Here is an 18840-nt window from a genome sequence, read left to right on the forward strand (position 1 = left end):
GTTCAAGTCTAGTAATGTAAGCACTTTCACCTTTCTGTATCTATTGTACTTGGGATCGAGTCGTAGGGATATGCTCCAGATTTCGTCTCGGTGTATTCGTTTTTCGGCTGACCGAAAAAAGGCCCGCACCGATTGGTGCGAGCTTAGGTCTACATATTAAGATAGATTAACGCTTAATATTTGCCAAATTCAATATCACTTAGATCAATTTTCGTGATTTGTTCTGCCTCCGCGTTCGAATGATTTCCTGACCGAGATCTTGATTTCTTGGCAGACATTTTCTCGAATAATTGAAGAAGATCAGGACTGATATCATCCATGGATTGATAGGAACCCGCATGCACTTTCTTTAAGTTGAAGCGGTTCACTTGCTCCTTTAACAAATCTGCCTGGCTGGACAGCTCTTCACTAGTGGCGGCTCCTTCTTCCAAAGACGCCGAGCTGGTCTGTACGACCTGGGATACTTGCATGATGCCCTGATTGATTTGATTGATTCCAATCGCCTGTTCATTCGATGCCGAAGCAATATCGCCGATAATAGTTGCAACTTTGGCAATGTCATCAACAATCTGTTGCAGCGCGTTGGCCGTTTCTTTCGCAATCACGGTTCCGCCTTCTGCTTTCTTGATGGAGCCCTCAATCAGTTCCGTTGTCTCCTTAGCGGCATTGGCAGAACGTGCAGCCAGATTCCGGACTTCTTCGGCGACAACCGCGAAACCTTTACCATGTTGTCCTGCTCTTGCCGCTTCCACCGCTGCATTTAGTGCCAAAATATTAGTTTGGAACGCAATTTCGTCAATCACTTTAATGATTTTAGAAATATTTTCAGAAGCCGCATTGATCTCATCCATCGCGCCGAGCATTTCTTTCATTTGATTATTGCCGAGAATTGCATTTTGTCTTGCAGCTTCCGCCAACTCATTGGCTTCATTCGAAGAATCCGCATTCTTGCGGGTTTGCGAGGCGATTTCTTCAATCGATGCGGTTAATTGTTCTACCGAGCTGGCTTGCTCCGTTGACCCTTGGGAAAGCGTCGTACTTAAGATCGAAATTTCTTTAGCTCCCGTAGCAACTTGATCTGCAGCGGTTTGAATGTTGCTCATCGTTTCGTTTAAGTTATCGGACATTTTTCGGAACGCAGCTGCCAGATCGCCAATTTCATCTTTGCTGTAGATGTCAACGACGACGTTCAAATCACCATCGGCAATCTGATCTGCAGACTCAACCAGTTTTTGAACCGGCTTACTAATCATTCTAGAAATGAACATCCCAAAGCCAATGGACAAGACCATCATCAGGGCTACGATGACAACCATTGTAACGGTTGTCGAATCGGTTTGAGCCGAGAGTTCTGCGGATAGATTAGATCCGTTGTTTTTTCTCATTTCAAACATTTCTTCAATTAATTGATTCGTTGCGTTTGCAGTCTTTGATCCCTCCGACGTGAGTAAAGCCGATGCCTCATCCTCCTTGCCGGCGAGCGCGAGCTCAACCACTTCTTCACGGGTCGCATCATATTGTGCGAGCGATTTCTCAAAGGATGCAAACAGTTCCCGGGCATTATCCATTTGGATAGAAGCTTCGAATTTATCAAGGTATGCTTTCATGTCAGCATCTAATTCAGCAATTTCACTTACGAGTTGTTCACGAACTTCGGGGTCTTTATTCATAATAATGGTTGATACCTTAACCCGAATTGCATTGAAGTTAATACCGGCTGAACCCAAATCTCCGAATGATGTACCAAAGTTTACATATAAATTTTTGTAGTCTTTCTCCACGCTGCGCATGTTAAAGATCCCAAACGCTCCCATGGCTCCGGCAATCAAAGATACAATAATAAAGGCGGAAATCAGCTTTGTAGCTATTTTCATATTTCTAAACCAATTCATACTTGTTGCCCCCATTTTTAATTATTTAATAGTTGATCTACTTCGTAATCGTTCAGCAGCTTCTCGCAATCCAGTAACAGCTTGACTTCATTCCCCACCTTTCCAATACCCATCACAAAGCGATTGCTTCGTTGATTCAGATCCGGCGGTGCCACGACTTCACTGGACGGGATGCTAATTACCTCTGCCACACTATCAACAATCAAGCCAATCGATAATTCATTGATGTCGATGACGACAATACATGTTCGCTCCATATACTCCCGGAACGGTTTCTTAAATCGTACCCGTACATCCATCACCGGGATAATTTTGCCCCGCAAATTCACGATTCCGCGCACAAAATCGGGCATTTCCGGCACGCTGGTAATTTTCTGCAACCCGATAATTTCCGTTACATACCTGATTTCAATCCCATAGCATTCTTCGTCCACAATAAAGGTCAAGTACTTATCCTTTTGCGAGTCTTCCTCCAAAAGATCTACATCCTCTCGAACGGCCTCCGACATCTTCACCACTCCTCTTCTTTCATTTTTAATAAGCCTTGAACATCCAGAATCAAGCTGATATCCCCATCCCCCAGCAAGGTACAACCGGATATCCCTTCAACGGTGTTAAATCCTCTTATATAAGGCGGCAGCGCTTTGACAACAACCTGTTGTTGGCCGACCAGCTCGTCCACAAAAATACATAACCCTCTGCCATCCTGTTCCACCATAATCAAAATGCCATCGGTTAACTGGATAGTATTTGTAGGTACATGATACCGTTCATGAATGCGTAGAATCGGGTAACATTCTCCCCGAACCATGATCATTTCGTTCCCGTGCGGATCAGTAATGAGATCCTTAACGAGAGGCTTAAACGACTCTTTAATCGACGTCGTAGGTAACGTATACTGGGCATCTCCCACCCGAACATTCATCCCGTCAATGATCGCGAGCGTAAGCGGAATTTTGATTGTAAAGGTTGAGCCCTTACCGGGTTCACTGTTAACAAAAATCGTTCCGCCAACTGCCGCGATGTTCTGCATTACGACATCCATCCCAACGCCTCGGCCGCTGTACTCCGTGATGTTCTCCTTGGTCGAAAATCCAGGAAGGAAAATCAGGTTGAAGATCTCCTTGTCGGTCATATCCCCTTCGGATTTATGCAGCAGATGATTCGCTCTTGCCTTCTCTAAAATTTTCTGTTTGTTTAATCCCCGACCATCATCTCTCACGATAATCATGACTTCGCCGCCAACATTGAGCGCTTCCAGCGTCAAGGTTCCGGTTTCCGGCTTCCCTGCCTCCATTCGCTCTTGGGTGGTTTCTAAACCATGATCAACCGCATTTCTCACCAAATGCATCAGTGGATCTGAGATATGTTCAATAATGTTCTTATCTACTTCCGTTTCTTCACCTAACAGTTGTAACTGTACGTTCTTCCCAAGCTTTTTGCTCATATCCCGCACAACCCGATGCATTCGTTGGAACGTTGTGGCTAGCGGAACCATGCGGATTTCCATCACCTTGTCTTGAATTTCCTTGGTGATCTTCTGTAAATGACTTGCAGCCTTTTGAAACTGCTCCAGTTGCAAGCCGATAATATCCGGGTTTTGAGTGACCATCGCTTCCGCGATGACTAATTCCCCAACCAAATCCATCAGCTCGTCCAACTTGCCCACATTTACGTTGATGGATTTCCCTTGATAACCGCTTGTTGAACTCTTCGTCTCTTTAACAGTTGGATTGTCCACGATCGCGGGCTTAGAAAAGCTTGGTTTCTCTACAATGTTCTGCAAATCAGGAAGAGCTTGTATTTCTTGAACGACTTGTCCCTCTCCTTGAACCTCATCTTGGACCTCTTGAGCTTTCTCCTTGTCTGAAACCGCTTGTTCTCTGTCTAGTTCAACCTGCTCTAGTTCCAAACACTTCAGATAACTGGTTTGGGAGAGCACCGAGTAGATCTCGTCATACGTTTTGCTCGTCCGAATAAACAACTGAAATCCTTGATTTCGTATCGTCTCCGCCGATGTCGGATCTTCCAGCACGTCCTCCGGAATATGCCAGTAATCCTCGAGCTGATCCTTGAGTTGATGAACGATTTGATACGCTCTGATGTTCTCCATCTCGCAATCCTCAGTGAAGAGAATCTGAGCTTTAAAATTGTTCGATGGTCGAACTATCTCAGCCTGAGAAGCCCTTTCATCTGCTTTGGTAATAGAACGTTGTTGTTCAAGAGAGCCTAATAGCCCTTTAACTCTCTGCGTGATTGCCGTAAAATCTCCATCGGCGTGCTCGCCATGTTTGATTTTATGGAGCTCAATTTTCGTAAAGTCAACGCCCTCCAGCATCAAATCGGACAACTCAGACCAATCTTCCAATTTGAGATGGTGCTGACGTAAATATGAAAAAAGATCTTCTAATGCATGCGATAAGGTCGCTATATTATGAAATTGCATCATCGAGGAAGAGCCCTTAATCGTATGCATGATGCGAAAAATCTCGTTAATCATCTCTTCTGAGAAGAAATTCGCATTCTCACAAGTCAGAATGATTTCTTCCAGCTGTTCGACCAGCTGAGAGGTTTCGGTAATGTATGCCTCAAATATGGGGTCGCCTTGCTGATATCCCATCATTTCCCTCCCTATTCTTCCTGTGGATGTCGTACCCTTTACTGGTTTAATAAATTAAAGGAAAAAGCTTTTGCGTCACTGGTTTTCAGTTGTTTAACCCAACCTAATTAGTGAGACCGGCATTCAATGAATGCCCTACAATAAAGACGGTTTTACAGCATCGTACTTAAAACATGAGAAATGTTAGACAGCGAGGTTTGTTTCTCTACTGCTCCCAGATCATAGGCCACTTTCGGCATCCCATATACAACAGAGGATTGCTCATCTTGTCCAATAGTTCGGGCGCCTTTGCGTTTCATAGCCAGCAATCCTTTGGCTCCGTCATAACCCATACCGGTCAAGATAATTCCGATCGATTGATTCCCCGCCTCTTTCGCCACGGATTCAAACAACACATCAATCGAGGGACAATGGCGATTGACTTTATCGCCTGCAAAACATTCGACCACGAAATGATCTCCGGAACGCTTCACTCGCATATGTTTATCTCCCGGTGCAATCAGCACTTTGCCCCGCTCAATCGTATCGCCTGTTTGGGCTTCCTTCACACGAATCGATAAGCTCTGATTCAGCCGTTCGGCGAACATTCTCGAGAACATGGGAGGGATATGCTGAACGATAACGATACCTGGCATATCCTTGGGCAACGACTTTAACACGGTATAAATCGCCTCTGTGCCGCCGGTAGAAGCCCCGATGGCAATCACTTTCTTGGTTGTAGCAGGTTTCGCAGTAACCAGCTTCGTTGGCGGATCGGCAGGAGAAGCGGCCAGTTTCTTCGGTTGATGGACAATTTTTGCTTTCGAGCCAATCTTGATTTTCTCGATCAGTTCTTCGATAAACTTCTCCACATGCGATAACTTGTTATCCGGCTTCGAGATAAAATCAATCGCACCGGCGTTTAAGGCGTCAAACACGGACGAACTGATCGCGCTGACCACGATAACGGGAATCGAATACTGAGGCAGCAAGCGCCGAAGAAATTCAATCCCGTTCATTTTCGGCATTTGCACGTCGCAGACCATGAGATTCGGATGATATTTTAATATCTTGTCCCTTGCTTCGAATGGATCCGCAGCTGTAGCTACAACTTCAATGTCAGGGTCCGTCGTAATCCCGCGGGCAATCATTTCGCGAAACACCATAGAATCATCTACGACCAGAACTTTAATCTTATTTCTGACCTGCATCCAGGCAACTCTCCAATCGTTACTCTTTGCGATAAACCGCAGGCATCACGTACTTAAATTTGGTGTGATCCCGTTGGATCGTTTCGGAATGACCAATAAATAAATACCCTCCGGGGACTAGACTGTCGTAAAATTTGTGAATCAGTTGCATGCGCGTACTTGCGTCAAAATAGATCATCACATTCCGGCAAAAGATCACATGAAACTTCTTTTTGAAGGGGAACGGATCCATGAGATTAAATCGCCGGAAAACCACTTCGTTTTTGATTTTGGGCTTCACTTCATATTGGTTCATCCCATGCGGATGAAAATAATTATGTTTCCAACGCTCCGGCAACAGCGCAACCTCTTCACGGCTGTAAATCCCTTTCTTAGCTTCAATCAGCACCTTTTCCGATATATCGGTCGCCAACAGCTTTGTATCCCATCCGAGCCGAGCATTTCCAAAAAATTCATTGATCAGGATGGCTAAAGTATAGGCTTCCTCCCCGGTGGAACAACCGGCGCTCCACACCCTCAAATCTCGATCTTTGATTTTGGGGACTTGTTCGGGGAGAACTTTGGCGCGAAACAAATCAAAATGATCTGATTCTCTCATAAAGTATGTATGATTGGTTGTCATCTGATTGATAAACGTTCTTGCGGCTTCGCCGCTCTGATCGGTAGCAATATAGTTCAAGTAGTCCGAGAAATTTTCCATGTTCAGCGAATTCAAGACGTTCCACAATCGGCCCATTACCAACGTTCTCTTCTCGTCGCTCAAATGAATCCCAAAATTTGTTTTGATATAACCGGCTAATTTGATAAATTCCTTATCTGAAATTTCAATCATCACTTCACCTCCCCTATACGAAGAGAGAGCCATAAGACTCTCCCGTTTGAGAATTACACCTTCGTTGCCGAATTCATGTTATCCGTTAAAAGAAAAACCCTTCTAGTTGTCTGGAAGGGCATCGTCAATGCATGAATTCAGCAATTCAGTCATTGGCAACCTGGCAATCATAGCTCTATTTCAGAACTTTAGACCCATGGCTTTGCGTCATTACTTTTCAGTAATTTTGCCCAGAAAATTATGAAGGTGGTTTATGCGAAAAAGATCAGATTATGTCGAATTCGACAGTGATTTTCGACATATTTCGATTTGTTATGTAAGATTATAGCAGTGGTCTTGAAAAAAACAATGAACAAAACGAAAATTTTCAGGTTTAAAATGTAAGATAGGCGTATAGTCCTATTTTTAAATTAATTTTAGACAAATTTCAGAACTTTGAGAGTTTTCCTAACATCACCCGAACCCAAAAAAGCCCTGCCTCCCTCTCACATTTTTTAGTGAAAGTGGAAGCAAGGCTTATGGGAGGAAGTTCATCCTCAAGGACCCTGAGATTGCGATTTCAGCTGTCGCTGCTGTTATCGCAAATGCTGCTTTTAAACGCATGCTTTTTGCCAGTTTCATAGAGTTCGAACCTCCTATGTGTTTTGAGTTTCTGTACTCTATGATAAGGGCCAATATTAATGAGATATGCTGATAGTGTTAAATAGGGTTAAAGTAACAAATTTATCCCTCTCCACTTGCTAACCTCACATTGACCGTACTCATTATGGCCAGTCGCCACAACCGAGCCATCCGCCTTTAGACCAAGCGTATGCGCACATCCTGCGGCAATGGCAACAATTTCACGCCAGTTGCTGACCTCGCATTGACCATATTGATTCGAGCCCGCTGCCACTACGGTGCCGTCCGATTTCAATCCAACCGTATGGTAGCTACCGGCAGTAACTGCCATAATTCCGCGCCAATCCCCTACCTCGCATTGGTGATGCTTGTTCGACCCTGTGGCTACGACCGTGCCATCCGATCGAAGACCTGCGGTGTGGAGATAACCGGCCGCCACGGACTTGATATCATGCCACTGGCTCACATTACATTGGCCGTAGCGATTGTTACCGGCCATGATCACGGTACCGTCGGCGCTCAGACCAGCGGTATGCCAATCCCCTGCTGCGATCGCCACGATATCCCGCCAACTGCTGACTTCGCATTGGCCTTCCGCATTCCGCCCCACGGCCACCACCGTACCATCGCCTCTTAACCCAAGCGTTCTGCGCCAACCAGCCGCAATGCTTACGACTCCGCTCCATTCGCTCACTTCGCATTGCTGATGCCCATTCCAGCCCGTGGCAACCACCGTACCGTCCGAACGAAGCCCTACGGTATGCGACTTTCCTGTGTTCGTTGCCATATGAACATTACCTGCCGCCACCGCCACGATCCCCCGCCAATCGCTGACATCACACTGGCCATTTCGGGCATCTCCTACAGCCATCACTGTACCGTCCGAACGAAGTCCAACGGAATGCCGCGGGCCAGCCGCTAAAGGGATATTCATCTGGTGTACTCCTTGGAACGCCGATATTTTCGGAGAAACTGGCTCCATAGTTATCCCCCTTGCCAAGAAATCAAGCTATCCCCATCATACGAAAGGCTTCCTAAAAAAATCAAACAAAATCATAAGTTTCACGTCTCGAACCCGGAACGGTCGAAACTTATGATGAAAGTGTGTCATAGCTAGCCGCCCTGACTTGGGCGTGCTATTCGGAGGTGATGTATGAAGCGATCACCGCAAGTCGTTTGGATTACAGACGCCGACCAGCCGACGGGCAAAGCATTGATCCGTCGCTGGGCTAAGGATGGCGCCCATCTCCTGCTAAGCAGTCCGTCCAATGGCATAGAGATTGCAGCTGAAATCAACTTGGCTAAGGCTTCCGGCTCCAAAGTGCTCGTAAGCAATGTCGATTTAAGCTCCGGCACCAACGCAAACGAACTTGTGCTGCAAGCAGAACGGGAGCTTGGTGCCCTGCAGGTGCTGATCCATAACCATGACCTGTTCGTACCTTTTTCCGTTGAAGCCGGCTCTGAAGCATTGTTCCGCGAGGTGATCAACATCAACGCAAAATCGGCCTTTCTTTGCACGCAAGCTGCCGGGAAGGTGATGGCTGCACGGGAGTCTGGCTGCATCATCTATATTTCCTCCATCCATGCTGAGAAACCTAACGGCTCCTCCTTCGCCTACAGTGCCTCCAAAGGCGCCATAAAGCTGCTTGCTAAAGAAGCGGCCCTTGAGCTTGGGCGACACAGCATCCGTGTGAATACCATTGAAGCCGGCCCCATCCCAGGCGATAATGAGCGATTCCGCAGTTCGCTGACCACGCTCTATCGCAGCTACGAAACCAAGGTGCCGAGCGCCCGGCTGGGGACAGTGGACGATATCGCAAATGTTGCCTGCTTCCTGGCATCAGACGAGGCGCGTTACGTAAACGGCGCGGATCTGCGGCTGGACGGAGGATTCCTGCTTCATTATATGGATCACAAAATGAGACAACCAAGGAGCAGTGATTCGCCATGAGTTTAACAGGCAAAGTCGTTCTCGTCACCGGATCCGGAACTGGCATCGGTCAGGGAATTGCCGTGGAAATGGCCAAGAAAGGCGCTGTCACCGCTCTTCACTATAACCGGAGTGAAGCTGGCGTACTGGAGACCAAGCGGAGAATAGACGAATCGGGAGGCCATTGCTTGATTGTCCAGGCGGACATTTCGAAGCAGAGGGAAAATAACGCGATGATACACAAGATCGAAAGCCAGGTTGGACCAGTTGATGTTCTGGTCAACAATGCTGCCGTACAGTTGAATTACGATCTATTCAAACACAATGGTGAGACATTTGATCTCCTGTTCGATACGAATGTGAAGGGCTACTGGCAATGCATCCAAGCTGTAATACCCGGGATGAAACGAAAAGGAACCGGGCGAATTATCCTCATTTCGTCGGTGCACGCCAAACGCCCCACTGATTTTGACCCGGTGTATGCCATGACCAAAGGTGCGATCCGCATGCTGGGGCGGGAAAGCGCCATCGAGCTGGCACCTTATGGCATCACGGTGAACACAATTGAACCGGGAGCCGTAGATGTGGGCAAATCCCCCCGCATCTCACCGGACGATCCGGATGCAGAGAAGAAACGGGAAGCACGGCGTAAGCAGCAACAAGAGAAGTTTCCGTTGGGGCGCGTTGGCCTCCCCATTGATGTGGCTCATCTCGCCTGCTTCATCGCATCAGACGAAAGCGAATTCATGACGGGCTCTGCCATTCGACTCGATGGCGGGAGCATGCTCTTATAACCCGCATGGCTGCTGGCTGCAGCCAATCCTTCGCTAAGGAGTGATTTCATGGTAAATAAAGAAACATACGAAGAAACGCTGGCCCATGTCCGTACCTCCTCCAGCCCTTCGGAGCTCCGCATTACCGATATCCGCTTTACCGATATCGTCGGAGGACCGTTCCACAGCAGCCTGATCAAGGTCTACACGAACCAAGGGCTGGTCGGCTTTGGGGAAGTCCGCGACGGCGCAGATAAGGTATATGCCCTGATGTTAAAAAGCCGGCTTCTCGGAGAGAACCCGTGCAACATCGACAAGTTGTTCCGCCGGATTAAGCAGTTTGGGGGCCATGCCCGTCAAGGCGGCGGCGTCAGCGGACTCGAGATCGCACTTTGGGATCTGGCCGGCAAAGCGTACGGAGTGCCGATCTATCAAATGCTAGGCGGCAAGTTCCGCGACCGGATCCGCATGTATTGCGACACGGACGTTGTGGGCAAAGACACCGGCAAAGCAATGGGCGAGGCGCTGAAGAAACGGATGGAGGCCGGCTTCACCTTCCTGAAGATGGACCTTGGCATCGGACAGATCATCGACGAACCAGGCACCCTGAGCGCACCGCTCGGCTTCCTGGAGGACATGCGGGAGATCTCAAAGCGCCGGTACGCCCGAGACAAAGGTAACCTTACCGAACAAGAGCTTCGTGAAATCAAAAACCGCCATTATGACATATTCAACATCCCTCATCCTTTCACCGGCATTCACATTACCGAAAAAGGACTCGAGATGCTGGAGCAATACGTCGCTGAGGTCCGTTCCGTGATCGGCAGTCATGTACCGCTGGCCATCGATCACTTTGGTCATATCGGCCTGGAGGATTGCATCAAGCTGGGCCGGCGCATCGACAAGTTCAATCTTGCATGGATGGAGGATATGATTCCGTGGCAGTACACGGACCAATACGCCCGCCTGTCCCGCGCCGTGACGACGCCGATCTGTACGGGCGAAGACATTTATTTGAAGGAAAACTTCAAGCCGCTGCTCGAAGCCGGCGGCGTGTCCGTCATCCACCCGGACGTACTGACAGCCGGCGGCATCCTTGAGACGAAGAAAATCGGAGACATGGCACAGGATTACGGTGTGGCCATGGCGATCCATATGGCCGAAAGCCCTATCGCCTGCCTCGCTGCGGCTCACGTCGCCGTCGCCACCGAGAACTTTCTTGCACTTGAATACCATTCCTGTGACGTAGATTGGTGGGACGACATCGTGATTGGCAGCCGCCTTCCGGAAAGAATCGTCCAGAACGGCTTCATTACGCTGACGGACGCCCCCGGGCTTGGAATCGACGATCTCAATGACGAAGTGTTGGCAGCTCACCTTCACCCGGAAATCGGCGGCCTCTGGGAATCTACAGACCAATGGAACTATCATTATTCTAACGATCGGCAGTGGAGTTAACGCTCTGCTGCTTTTTTTATGTGTTTGTAAAAAAAGGATCGTCCTAACGGCATCTGCCGGTCAAGACGATCCTTCTCTCGAATATCCTTATCGGGCAGCGGAACCTGGGGTCATCTTGGCCGCCGCCTCCATTAAGCCGGTAATATAACCGACGCCAAACAGACGGCCAAGCAGCTCATACCCCGGGTTTTCGTTGCTCTCACCTTCCATCGTTGGCACGTGATCCGGTCTCGCCGGACCGTCAAAGCCTACCTCGTAATACGTCTTCATCGCTTCGAGCATATCCGTCTGACCATCGTCATGGAACGTTTCCTCGAACTTCTCGGGCGTGCCCTTCACGTCGCGGAAGTGAACGAAGAACAGCTTCTGCTGATTGGCAAAATGCCGAATCACCGCTGGAATGTCTTCGCCGGCCGTTGCCAGCGTCCCTTGGCACAGCGTGATGCCGCTGTACGCGCTGGGCACCAGATCGATCGCCCGCTGCAACGCCGCCGCGCTCGTCAAAATCCGGGATACGCCGCGAATTGGCGAAATCGGCGGATCGTCCGGATGAAGCGCCAGCTTCACCCGGGCGGATTCTGCGACCGGAACGATTTTTTCCAGAAAATAATGCAGGTTCTCCCACAGCTGCTCCTCCGTCACGATTCCAGCTTCCGTTAATGGCGCATTCGCCATCAAGCGGTGATCGTAGCTGGAGACAAGCGCACCCCCTCGCGTTCGGGTTGTCGTGGATGTGCGGAACCAGTTAAATTGCGCCATAAAGTTATAGCAAAGTACGGGAATGCCCGCAGCCCCCATATTCACAATAAGTTGCTGAAAAATCTCGATCTCCTCGTCGCGGCCAGGCGTCCCGAGCTTAATCTTGTTGCTGGGCGGCATCGATTCAATCACGGATAATGTCAGCCCAAAATCGGCAAACCGCTGCTTCATCCGGATCAGCGGCATCAAATCCCATGGCTTCTCCGTCTTCTCGTCCCACGGCAGCCCGCTGACCGCATAATTGATGTTCATCTGCTTCGACAAATACCACAGTTGATCGGGCTTAGATGAAAGAAATTCCGCAAGCTGCATTTGGTAATTCCCCGCTTTCTATCGCTTATTTGCCCGCCTTGGCCGCCAGTTCCTTGCCGAGCTTGTCGATCTTGTTAAAGGCCTCTTCAATCGATTGCTGACCGAACGTCACCGCGTCCATCTCCTTCTTATAGGTATCGACCCATTCCGAGAAGCCAGGAGCCGGAGAATAGAACGGCAACGCCTTATCTACAGACATATCGTAAATTTCTTTCCCAAGCTTATCTTTGGTTTCCAGATTCGGTTCCAGCTTCTTATAAATATCTGGGTTGATCGGGATGCCGCGGGTCAAACCCAGCACATCGCCTGCGGCTTCATCGGTGATAAACCATTTAACGAACTTTTTAGCTTCTTCCTTGTTCTTTGAATTGGTGCTGACGCTAAGGAAAATCGTGGACTGTGCCCAGCCCCCGCCTGTAGGACCAACCGGCATGTTCACTACGCCCACCTTCCCCGGCATGAGCAGTTCAAGCGCGCTGACGGAACCGGTGGTTGCACCTCTCGTCATGACCACTCCACTTGCCATCGGGTCAGCCTGCGGATCGTTTTCAAGGAAGGCGGCTGACTGTTCGGCAGGAGGTACGATTTTGTCCTTACGGAACTGCTCATAGGTTTGATAGAACTTCATGAACAGGTCCTTGTCGAGCGTAAATGTCTTTCCACCGTCAGACATAATCGGCGGTTTCCCCATCGCCGTCTGATAATAGTTATAAAAGTCCCAAGTGGTTGTATCGCCGATCGGGTATTTACCCTCCGGCAGCTTGGCACGAGCGTCCCTTGCCCATTGGAAAAACTCGTCATACGTCCAGTCCTTATGCGGCAGCGGAATGCCATACTGCTCCAACTCGACCTTGTTGAAGGCCGTTCCCTGGGCGTTCTGGCTCAGTGGAATGCCGTACAGCTTGCCGTCAATTTTCAGGTTCTCGATCACGTTAGGATCCACAATGCCGGTCAGGTCAATATCGGACAGATCCTCAAGTTGTCCCCGGCTGACGTATTCCTGAATATAAGCTGCATCCATCTGAAGGACGTCTGTCATCGTCTTGGAGGCTGCTAACGTCGGCAGCTTCTGCCAATACGCGTCCCAAGCCATAAACTCCGGTTTGAATTTCACGCCAGGGTTTTGCTGCGAATACAGGTCCAACGCTTTCTGCGTTGCTTCATGACGCGCGTCCGTTCCCCACCACATGATGCTAAGCGTCTTCTCACCGCTGTTACCTCCTGTTCCACCATTCCCGCCGGCACTGCCACCGCCTCCACCGCTGCCGCAAGCCGTCAGGGCCAGCAACAGCGCCAGTAGGAGTGAAACAAAGCTCATCCATTTTACTTTTCTCATCATCGATATCCCCTTTCTTCTTCTCCCGATTTCTAAGCGTAAGACCCACTTTGATAAAAAAGAAATCAACCTTTAAGTCCTGTTGTCGCTATCCCCTCCACGAAGTGCTTCTGCGCGAAAAGGAAGATCAGCACAGAAGGGATGACGGACAACAGCGACATCGCTAGCAGCTGTCCCCACTGAATCTCGAACTGGTCAATGAATCCCCGGAGCGCCAGCCCAACCGTAAATTTATCCACTGAGCTGAGGTACAGCACTTGCGAGAAGAAATCGTCCCAGCTCCAGATGAAGGTGAAGATCGCAACCGTCACAAGCGCCGGCTTGATCAGCGGAAAGATAATCCAACCAAAGATGCCGTAGACGGACGCACCATCGATCTTCGCTGCCATGTCCAAATCACGGGGAATCCCGCGAATAAACTGGACCAGAAGGAAGATAAAAAACGCGCCTCCCCCGAAGAAATGCGGCAGCACCAGTGGCACGTAACTGTCCACGAAGCCAAAGGAGTTAAACAGGATATACTGCGGAACGACCGTAACCTGGCCGGGAAGCATCATGGTCAGCAAGAGCACTGAGAACCAGAAACCACGCAACTTGAAATCCAGTCTGCCGAAGCCATAAGCGACGATGGCGGCGGTCAGCACACCGCCAAACACGTTCCCCACCTCCATCAGCAGCGTATTGCCAAAGAAATGAGCAAACGTGTAATCGTTGGAGTAGTGCCAGCCTTTGATGTAGTTCTCCCAAATCGGCGTCTTGGGCCACAACGTCGGTAAACTCAGCTCCTCTGTCTTCTTCAGAGAAGCGCCAATCCACCAAATCACTGGATACAGCATGAGGAACGAAAATAGCGTAAGGAGCAGATGATTCGCTAACTTGGAGCCCAGCTTCATTTCGAGCCCCCTCCTTCCGATTCATAGAACACCCAGTAGCGGGAGACAGCAAAATTAATCGCGGTTAAAATCCCAACGATCGCCAGCAAAATCCAGGCCAGCGCTGACGCATACCCCATCTGATAGTGCTTGAACGCTTTCTCATACAAGAATAAGGCGTACACATAAGTGGAATTGATCGGGCCGCCTTTGGTAATGATGAAAGCGGAGGTGAAGGTTTGGAAGGAGCCGATAACGCCGAGAATTAAGTTAAAGAACATGACGGGAGACAACATTGGGATGGTAATGCTGATAAACCGTCGGAACTTGCCCGCACCGTCCACCGCCGCAGATTCGTAAAGCTCTTGCGGAATCTGCTTCAGTCCAGCCAGGAAGATGACCATCGTTGAGCCGAACTGCCACGTATTTAACAAGATGAGTGTCCCCAGAGAGGTATCCGGGTTCGTGATCCAGCCCACGCCTTGGATGCCAAACCAGGCTAGTACCTGATTGATGTAGCCGTCTAACCCGAACATGTTGCGCCATAATGCCGCAACCGCAATGCTGCCGCCAATCAATGAAGGAAAGTAAATCGCTGTCCGGTACAGGTTCATCCCCTTCAGCTTCTGATTAAGCGCTATCGCGACGAGCAGCGAGAACAGCAGCTTCAGCGGCACGGAGAATAAAACAAATGTAAAGGTCACGCTTAACGATTTCGTAAAGGTGGAATCATTGGTAAAAATATTGACGTAGTTGCTCGTTCCTGTCCAAACTGGATCTTCCAGCAAGGAATAGTCGGTAAACGACAGATAAAACGATTGAGCGATAGGCCATAACGTCAGCAATAGAAAGCCAATCAGCCACGGAGATATAAAAATATATCCGGCCAGGTGATTCGCGCCGGTCTTCACGCGCTTTCGGACGGCGTGTTCAGCGATTCCTCCCTCGTTCGAAGCGTTCATTTGTGCAGCCATCCTATGGATTCCTCCCCTCTTGCAATCCGTGATTGAGATTAAGAATGTAGTTCTACTGTATTCGAATGCGCTTTCATCCATGAAGGTGAGGAAATTATGATATTGTTTGATTTTTTAAAATTCATGGATTTCACTCTCATCCTCCGGCGTGCCGGTAGGAAAAATTATGATTCAACGGGCAAAAAGCCTTAAGATAGTCGCATCGACAAAAGAGCCGCCGTCCCTAACAATAAAGTCATATCGAACGACAAGGCTTCACAATTACCCAGCTGGGAGGAGGCGCTTCAATGAAATTTGATAATCCGGAAGACATCATTCAACTGACGCCGCTGTGGAAGGGCGATCGCTTTGAGAACGGACGTCCGAAGGTACCGGATGACGTCCTGCGAAGAATTCGTAAAATTACGCTGGAGGAAGCATGGGGTCCGCTCTGGCACCGTGGCTATACGTTTCAGTTTGAAGGCGATTTCAAGATCATCCATCCCGATCAGGTGATGGTAGGACGTGCGGTGACGGCTGTGATGGTGCCGAAGCGGCCCGATCTTCATGAAACGCTGCTCCATTACGGTCATGAGCAAGAGGGACGAAGGGGCTTCTTTAACCAGTGGGTGATCGATTCTCTGGTCGAGGATGATGTCGTGGTGGTCGATATGTTCGATAAAATCCATCTCGGCACCTATGTCGGCGGCAATCTGTCGACAGCCATCTCTACCCGCACGAAACGAGGCGGCGCCGTAATCTGGGGCGGTATTCGGGATAATCAGCAAGTGGCCGAAATCAAGAACATTAATATTTATTACCGCGGCAGCGACCCGACGGCAATTGGGGATGTCACGATGGTAGGCATGAACGTACCTGCCCGGATCGGCAAGGCGATTTGCCTTCCCGGCGACGTCGTGCTGGGAACGCCGGCAGGCGTCATCTTCATCCCTCCCCATCTTGCCGAACTGACCGTTGAACAGGCGGAGAAATCCCAGGTTCGCGACGTCTTTGGTTTCATCCGGTTGAAGGAAGGGGTCTACACAACCGCGCAGATTGACGGCGCTTGGCCCACCGCATTATGGGAGGACTTCATCCAATGGTTCCAAAGCGACGAGGCAGCTGCAGAATACCGCCATTTAACATGGGAGAAGGAGCTCGAAGAGGCGCGCCGGAACGAACAGGATGGCGGCCGCCGTTCGGATGTTCGACTGTAGATGAGTTTGCTCCAAAAAAGGAAGGAAGCGGGCGCTGCGCCGCTCCCTTCTTTTATTTGCTCACCGACTCTCGATATTCGCTTGGCGAAACCCCAACCTTCTTCTTGAAGATTTGGCTGAAATAACGCGGATCCTGGTATCCAACCTTCTCCGCTACCTCGTAGTTTTTATAGTGAGTGGTCCGGAGCATTTCCTTGGCTTTATCGATCCGGATATCGGTCAGATGTTCAATAAACGTCTTGCCGGTGTTCGTTTTGAAGAGCAGGCTTAAATAGGTTGGCGTCATATACACCTTTTGTGCCACGCTTTGCAGGGAAGCGTGCTGGCATTCCTGCTCCATGTAGTGGATGGACTTCTTAATGATGCTGCGATGATGCTCCCGTTCCTTTAAGCCAGGGGAGGCGACCTTCCACAACCCGGTCAAAAAATGGCTGACGTAGCGTTTAAGCTCCTCCAGTGTGCTTAACTTAACCAATAATGTCGCTTCAAACGGATTGTAAGCGCCTACATTTTGTTCGTCAGCAACCACTCTTCTTTCCATGCCAACCAACATGCGGATCGTCAGCTCATACATGCTCTTGATGTCAATCGGACCTTGCTCCAACACAGCAGAATAAAACCGTTCCACCGCCTCCGCAATCGCTTCCTCCGAATCCGCCGCCCGGAAATGATCATACAATTGCTGCTCTTCTTTGGCCGGGTAACGGTTGATAGGCTCTAAACGGCGAAGCTCCCCATAGTACATCAATTGCCCGCTTCCGCTGTAGAACTTGCTCTGTAACGCCCAAGCCGCCTGCCGGTAAGAGAGGTGAATGTCCCTCAAATGGCTGCATGGCTTCCCTACTCCGATATACACTGGGTAATCGAAACGCTCCCGAAGCACCGCTTGCAGCCGCTCCAGCACTTCCTTGGACACCCATGAGAACAGCAGCCCAATTCGTCCATCACCCGCCAGGAAGGCGATACTGCTTCGCGGCATCTGTTCCTGAAGCGATTCCCGCATAGACTCCAAATAAGCCAGCTTATCGTAATCATGATCAGCGGGAGTACTCGGCTCCAACAACGCAATCGTTGGAAACGTGTAATACGGGTTCAACTGAAGCCGGGTCAAGCATTCCTTCAAGTCTACCTTGGCTTCTGTGCTCCCGGAGACTAAATACCGCAGGAGACGGTCACTCATCCAGGTCGTGATCGCCTGCTGGTCCAACACCAGACGTTCATTCAGCATGCTCTTTCCCCCTTTTGAAAAACAATGAACGTGTGCAAGCACCTAATCCAAATGAATGAATTTGTAGGCGTGCATGTGCTCGATAAAGGCTGCCTCCGCCGCCTCACTGTCCCCGGTCCGAAGGGCGTCAATCAACAGCCGATGCCAATCGGCCAACATTTTCGTCGTATGATGCCGATTCGAGATGGCCATGAAGCGCATCACCTTCGTCCGCATATGGTTCCATAGCTCCAGGATGGCTTGATTGTCACAACGTTTATAGAAGAAGCCATGAAAATCCATATCTAGCTCGAGAATTTGCAGCGTGTCATTCTGCTCGACGGACTTCTCCAGGCGCTGGATCATCGCTTCCAGTTCCTCGTAATCCGCCTCCGTTAAGGTTGGCATCGTCGTGCGAACCGCGTAGCCCTCGATGATTTCCCGGAGGATGAACAGATCTCGAATCTCCTTGGATGTAATGTTGGACACCACCGACCCCTTGTTCCGAATCCCGGTTATTAATCCTTCCTGCTTCAACCGTTCCAGCGCTTCTCGCACCGGCGCCTGACTCACCTGGAATTGACCCGCGATCTCGAGCACAAGCAGTCGGGTTCCGGGAGCCAACTCCCCAGTAAGAATTTTGCTCTTTAGACTTAAATAAATTTGTTCGCTGATGGAATTCACCAACGGGACGATTTCATTGCTTGGCATCCTTCTCAGTCTCCATTCGATTATCGTTTATCGATTATCGATAATTTGATTTGTTCCATTGTATGAGAGCATCTGCGCATCTGATACCGATTTTTGGATAAAAAACAAAAAAAGTCCGCGAAGCCTACGCCTCACGGACTATAATCAATTTTTGATT

The 18840-nt window shown here is 49.5% G+C and carries 16 protein-coding genes and 1 riboswitch; of the genes, 4 read left to right on the top strand and 12 right to left on the bottom strand.

Going from position 1 to position 18840, the window contains the following annotated elements; all coding sequences use genetic code 11:
- Positions 1-173: 173 nt before the first annotated feature.
- The 6 genes from C812_RS10425 to C812_RS10450 form a co-directional block, all read right to left on the bottom strand.
- Positions 174-1892, bottom strand: a complete 1719-nt coding sequence (locus C812_RS10425) for a methyl-accepting chemotaxis protein (RefSeq protein ID WP_016312622.1) — start codon at positions 1890-1892, stop codon at positions 174-176.
- Between the two features lie 17 nt (positions 1893-1909).
- A complete protein-coding gene (locus C812_RS10430; protein ID WP_016312623.1) occupies positions 1910-2401 on the bottom strand; it encodes a chemotaxis protein CheW in 492 nt (163 codons plus the stop codon).
- A gap of 2 nt (positions 2402-2403) precedes the next feature.
- Positions 2404-4512, bottom strand: coding sequence for a chemotaxis protein CheA (locus C812_RS10435; RefSeq protein ID WP_016312624.1), 2109 nt, complete (start codon positions 4510-4512; stop codon positions 2404-2406).
- A 152-nt stretch (positions 4513-4664) separates the two neighbouring features.
- On the bottom strand, positions 4665-5702 hold the full coding sequence (locus tag C812_RS10440) for a protein-glutamate methylesterase/protein-glutamine glutaminase (RefSeq protein ID WP_016312625.1): 1038 nt from the start codon (positions 5700-5702) through the stop codon (positions 4665-4667).
- A 19-nt stretch (positions 5703-5721) separates the two neighbouring features.
- Complete coding sequence (locus tag C812_RS10445; RefSeq protein WP_016312626.1) at positions 5722-6534, bottom strand: CheR family methyltransferase; 813 nt, start codon at positions 6532-6534, stop codon at positions 5722-5724.
- Between the two features lie 151 nt (positions 6535-6685).
- A riboswitch (cyclic di-GMP riboswitch) is annotated at positions 6686-6775 on the bottom strand.
- Positions 6776-7243: 468 nt separating this feature from the next.
- On the bottom strand, positions 7244-8137 hold the full coding sequence (locus C812_RS10450; RefSeq protein WP_016312627.1) for an RCC1 domain-containing protein: 894 nt from the start codon (positions 8135-8137) through the stop codon (positions 7244-7246).
- A gap of 171 nt (positions 8138-8308) precedes the next feature.
- Here C812_RS10450 and C812_RS10455 point away from each other — a divergent pair, with 171 nt between their 5' ends.
- The 3 genes from C812_RS10455 to C812_RS10465 are packed head-to-tail and all read left to right on the top strand — an operon-like array spanning position 8309 to position 11316.
- Positions 8309-9106 (top strand): SDR family NAD(P)-dependent oxidoreductase, encoded by a 798-nt coding sequence (locus C812_RS10455; RefSeq protein WP_016312628.1) that lies wholly within the window; start codon positions 8309-8311, stop codon positions 9104-9106.
- A complete protein-coding gene (locus C812_RS10460; protein WP_016312629.1) occupies positions 9103-9879 on the top strand; it encodes an SDR family NAD(P)-dependent oxidoreductase in 777 nt (258 codons plus the stop codon). Before C812_RS10455 ends, C812_RS10460 begins: the two co-directional genes overlap by 4 nt.
- A gap of 48 nt (positions 9880-9927) precedes the next feature.
- Complete coding sequence (locus C812_RS10465) at positions 9928-11316, top strand: mandelate racemase/muconate lactonizing enzyme family protein (RefSeq protein ID WP_016312630.1); 1389 nt, start codon at positions 9928-9930, stop codon at positions 11314-11316.
- Between the two features lie 87 nt (positions 11317-11403).
- On the opposite strand, the gene C812_RS10470 is transcribed toward C812_RS10465, so the two are convergent.
- The 4 genes from C812_RS10470 to C812_RS10485 all read right to left on the bottom strand — a co-directional run bounded on the left by C812_RS10470 (position 11404) and on the right by C812_RS10485 (position 15569).
- The gene (locus C812_RS10470; RefSeq protein ID WP_016312631.1) at positions 11404-12387 is read right to left on the bottom strand and encodes a mannonate dehydratase; all 984 of its coding nucleotides are present in this window, start codon (positions 12385-12387) and stop codon (positions 11404-11406) included.
- Positions 12388-12412: 25 nt separating this feature from the next.
- Positions 12413-13723, bottom strand: coding sequence for an ABC transporter substrate-binding protein (locus C812_RS10475; RefSeq protein ID WP_244268304.1), 1311 nt, complete (start codon positions 13721-13723; stop codon positions 12413-12415).
- Between the two features lie 65 nt (positions 13724-13788).
- On the bottom strand, positions 13789-14616 hold the full coding sequence (locus C812_RS10480; RefSeq protein WP_016312633.1) for a carbohydrate ABC transporter permease: 828 nt from the start codon (positions 14614-14616) through the stop codon (positions 13789-13791).
- Entirely contained in the window at positions 14613-15569 is a 957-nt protein-coding gene (locus C812_RS10485; protein ID WP_016312634.1) for a carbohydrate ABC transporter permease, read from the bottom strand. The genes C812_RS10480 and C812_RS10485 overlap by 4 nt, the downstream gene beginning before the upstream one ends.
- 287 nt (positions 15570-15856) lie before the next feature.
- Between C812_RS10485 and C812_RS10490 the strand changes: the two genes are divergently transcribed.
- The gene (locus C812_RS10490; protein ID WP_016312635.1) at positions 15857-16765 is read left to right on the top strand and encodes an RraA family protein; all 909 of its coding nucleotides are present in this window, start codon (positions 15857-15859) and stop codon (positions 16763-16765) included.
- Positions 16766-16817: 52 nt separating this feature from the next.
- Here C812_RS10490 and C812_RS10495 read toward each other — a convergent pair whose 3' ends face one another.
- Positions 16818-17993 carry a helix-turn-helix domain-containing protein gene (locus C812_RS10495; protein WP_016312636.1) on the bottom strand — a complete coding sequence of 392 codons (1176 nt, stop codon included), beginning with the start codon at positions 17991-17993 and terminating at the stop codon, positions 16818-16820.
- Positions 17994-18035: 42 nt separating this feature from the next.
- On the bottom strand, positions 18036-18683 hold the full coding sequence (locus tag C812_RS10500; protein WP_016312637.1) for a GntR family transcriptional regulator: 648 nt from the start codon (positions 18681-18683) through the stop codon (positions 18036-18038).
- Positions 18684-18840 lie beyond the last annotated feature (157 nt).

The organism is Paenibacillus barengoltzii G22 (genome assembly GCF_000403375.2).
Lineage (GTDB): Bacteria > Bacillota > Bacilli > Paenibacillales > Paenibacillaceae > Fontibacillus > Fontibacillus barengoltzii.

Bases quoted from the DNA above. Each gene is read 5' to 3' on its own strand.
- C812_RS10425 (WP_016312622.1), bottom strand. From the start codon at position 1,892: ATGAATTGGTTTAGAAATATGAAAATAGCTACAAAGCTGATTTCCGCC.
- C812_RS10430 (WP_016312623.1), bottom strand. From the start codon at position 2,401: ATGTCGGAGGCCGTTCGAGAGGATGTAGATCTTTTGGAGGAAGACTCG.
- C812_RS10435 (WP_016312624.1), bottom strand. From the start codon at position 4,512: ATGGGATATCAGCAAGGCGACCCCATATTTGAGGCATACATTACCGAA.
- C812_RS10440 (WP_016312625.1), bottom strand. From the start codon at position 5,702: ATGCAGGTCAGAAATAAGATTAAAGTTCTGGTCGTAGATGATTCTATG.
- C812_RS10445 (WP_016312626.1), bottom strand. From the start codon at position 6,534: ATGATTGAAATTTCAGATAAGGAATTTATCAAATTAGCCGGTTATATC.
- C812_RS10450 (WP_016312627.1), bottom strand. From the start codon at position 8,137: ATGGAGCCAGTTTCTCCGAAAATATCGGCGTTCCAAGGAGTACACCAG.
- C812_RS10455 (WP_016312628.1), top strand. From the start codon at position 8,309: ATGAAGCGATCACCGCAAGTCGTTTGGATTACAGACGCCGACCAGCCG.
- C812_RS10460 (WP_016312629.1), top strand. From the start codon at position 9,103: ATGAGTTTAACAGGCAAAGTCGTTCTCGTCACCGGATCCGGAACTGGC.
- C812_RS10465 (WP_016312630.1), top strand. From the start codon at position 9,928: ATGGTAAATAAAGAAACATACGAAGAAACGCTGGCCCATGTCCGTACC.
- C812_RS10470 (WP_016312631.1), bottom strand. From the start codon at position 12,387: ATGCAGCTTGCGGAATTTCTTTCATCTAAGCCCGATCAACTGTGGTAT.
- C812_RS10475 (WP_244268304.1), bottom strand. From the start codon at position 13,723: ATGAGAAAAGTAAAATGGATGAGCTTTGTTTCACTCCTACTGGCGCTG.
- C812_RS10480 (WP_016312633.1), bottom strand. From the start codon at position 14,616: ATGAAGCTGGGCTCCAAGTTAGCGAATCATCTGCTCCTTACGCTATTT.
- C812_RS10485 (WP_016312634.1), bottom strand. From the start codon at position 15,569: ATGGCTGCACAAATGAACGCTTCGAACGAGGGAGGAATCGCTGAACAC.
- C812_RS10490 (WP_016312635.1), top strand. From the start codon at position 15,857: ATGAAATTTGATAATCCGGAAGACATCATTCAACTGACGCCGCTGTGG.
- C812_RS10495 (WP_016312636.1), bottom strand. From the start codon at position 17,993: ATGCTGAATGAACGTCTGGTGTTGGACCAGCAGGCGATCACGACCTGG.
- C812_RS10500 (WP_016312637.1), bottom strand. From the start codon at position 18,683: ATGCCAAGCAATGAAATCGTCCCGTTGGTGAATTCCATCAGCGAACAA.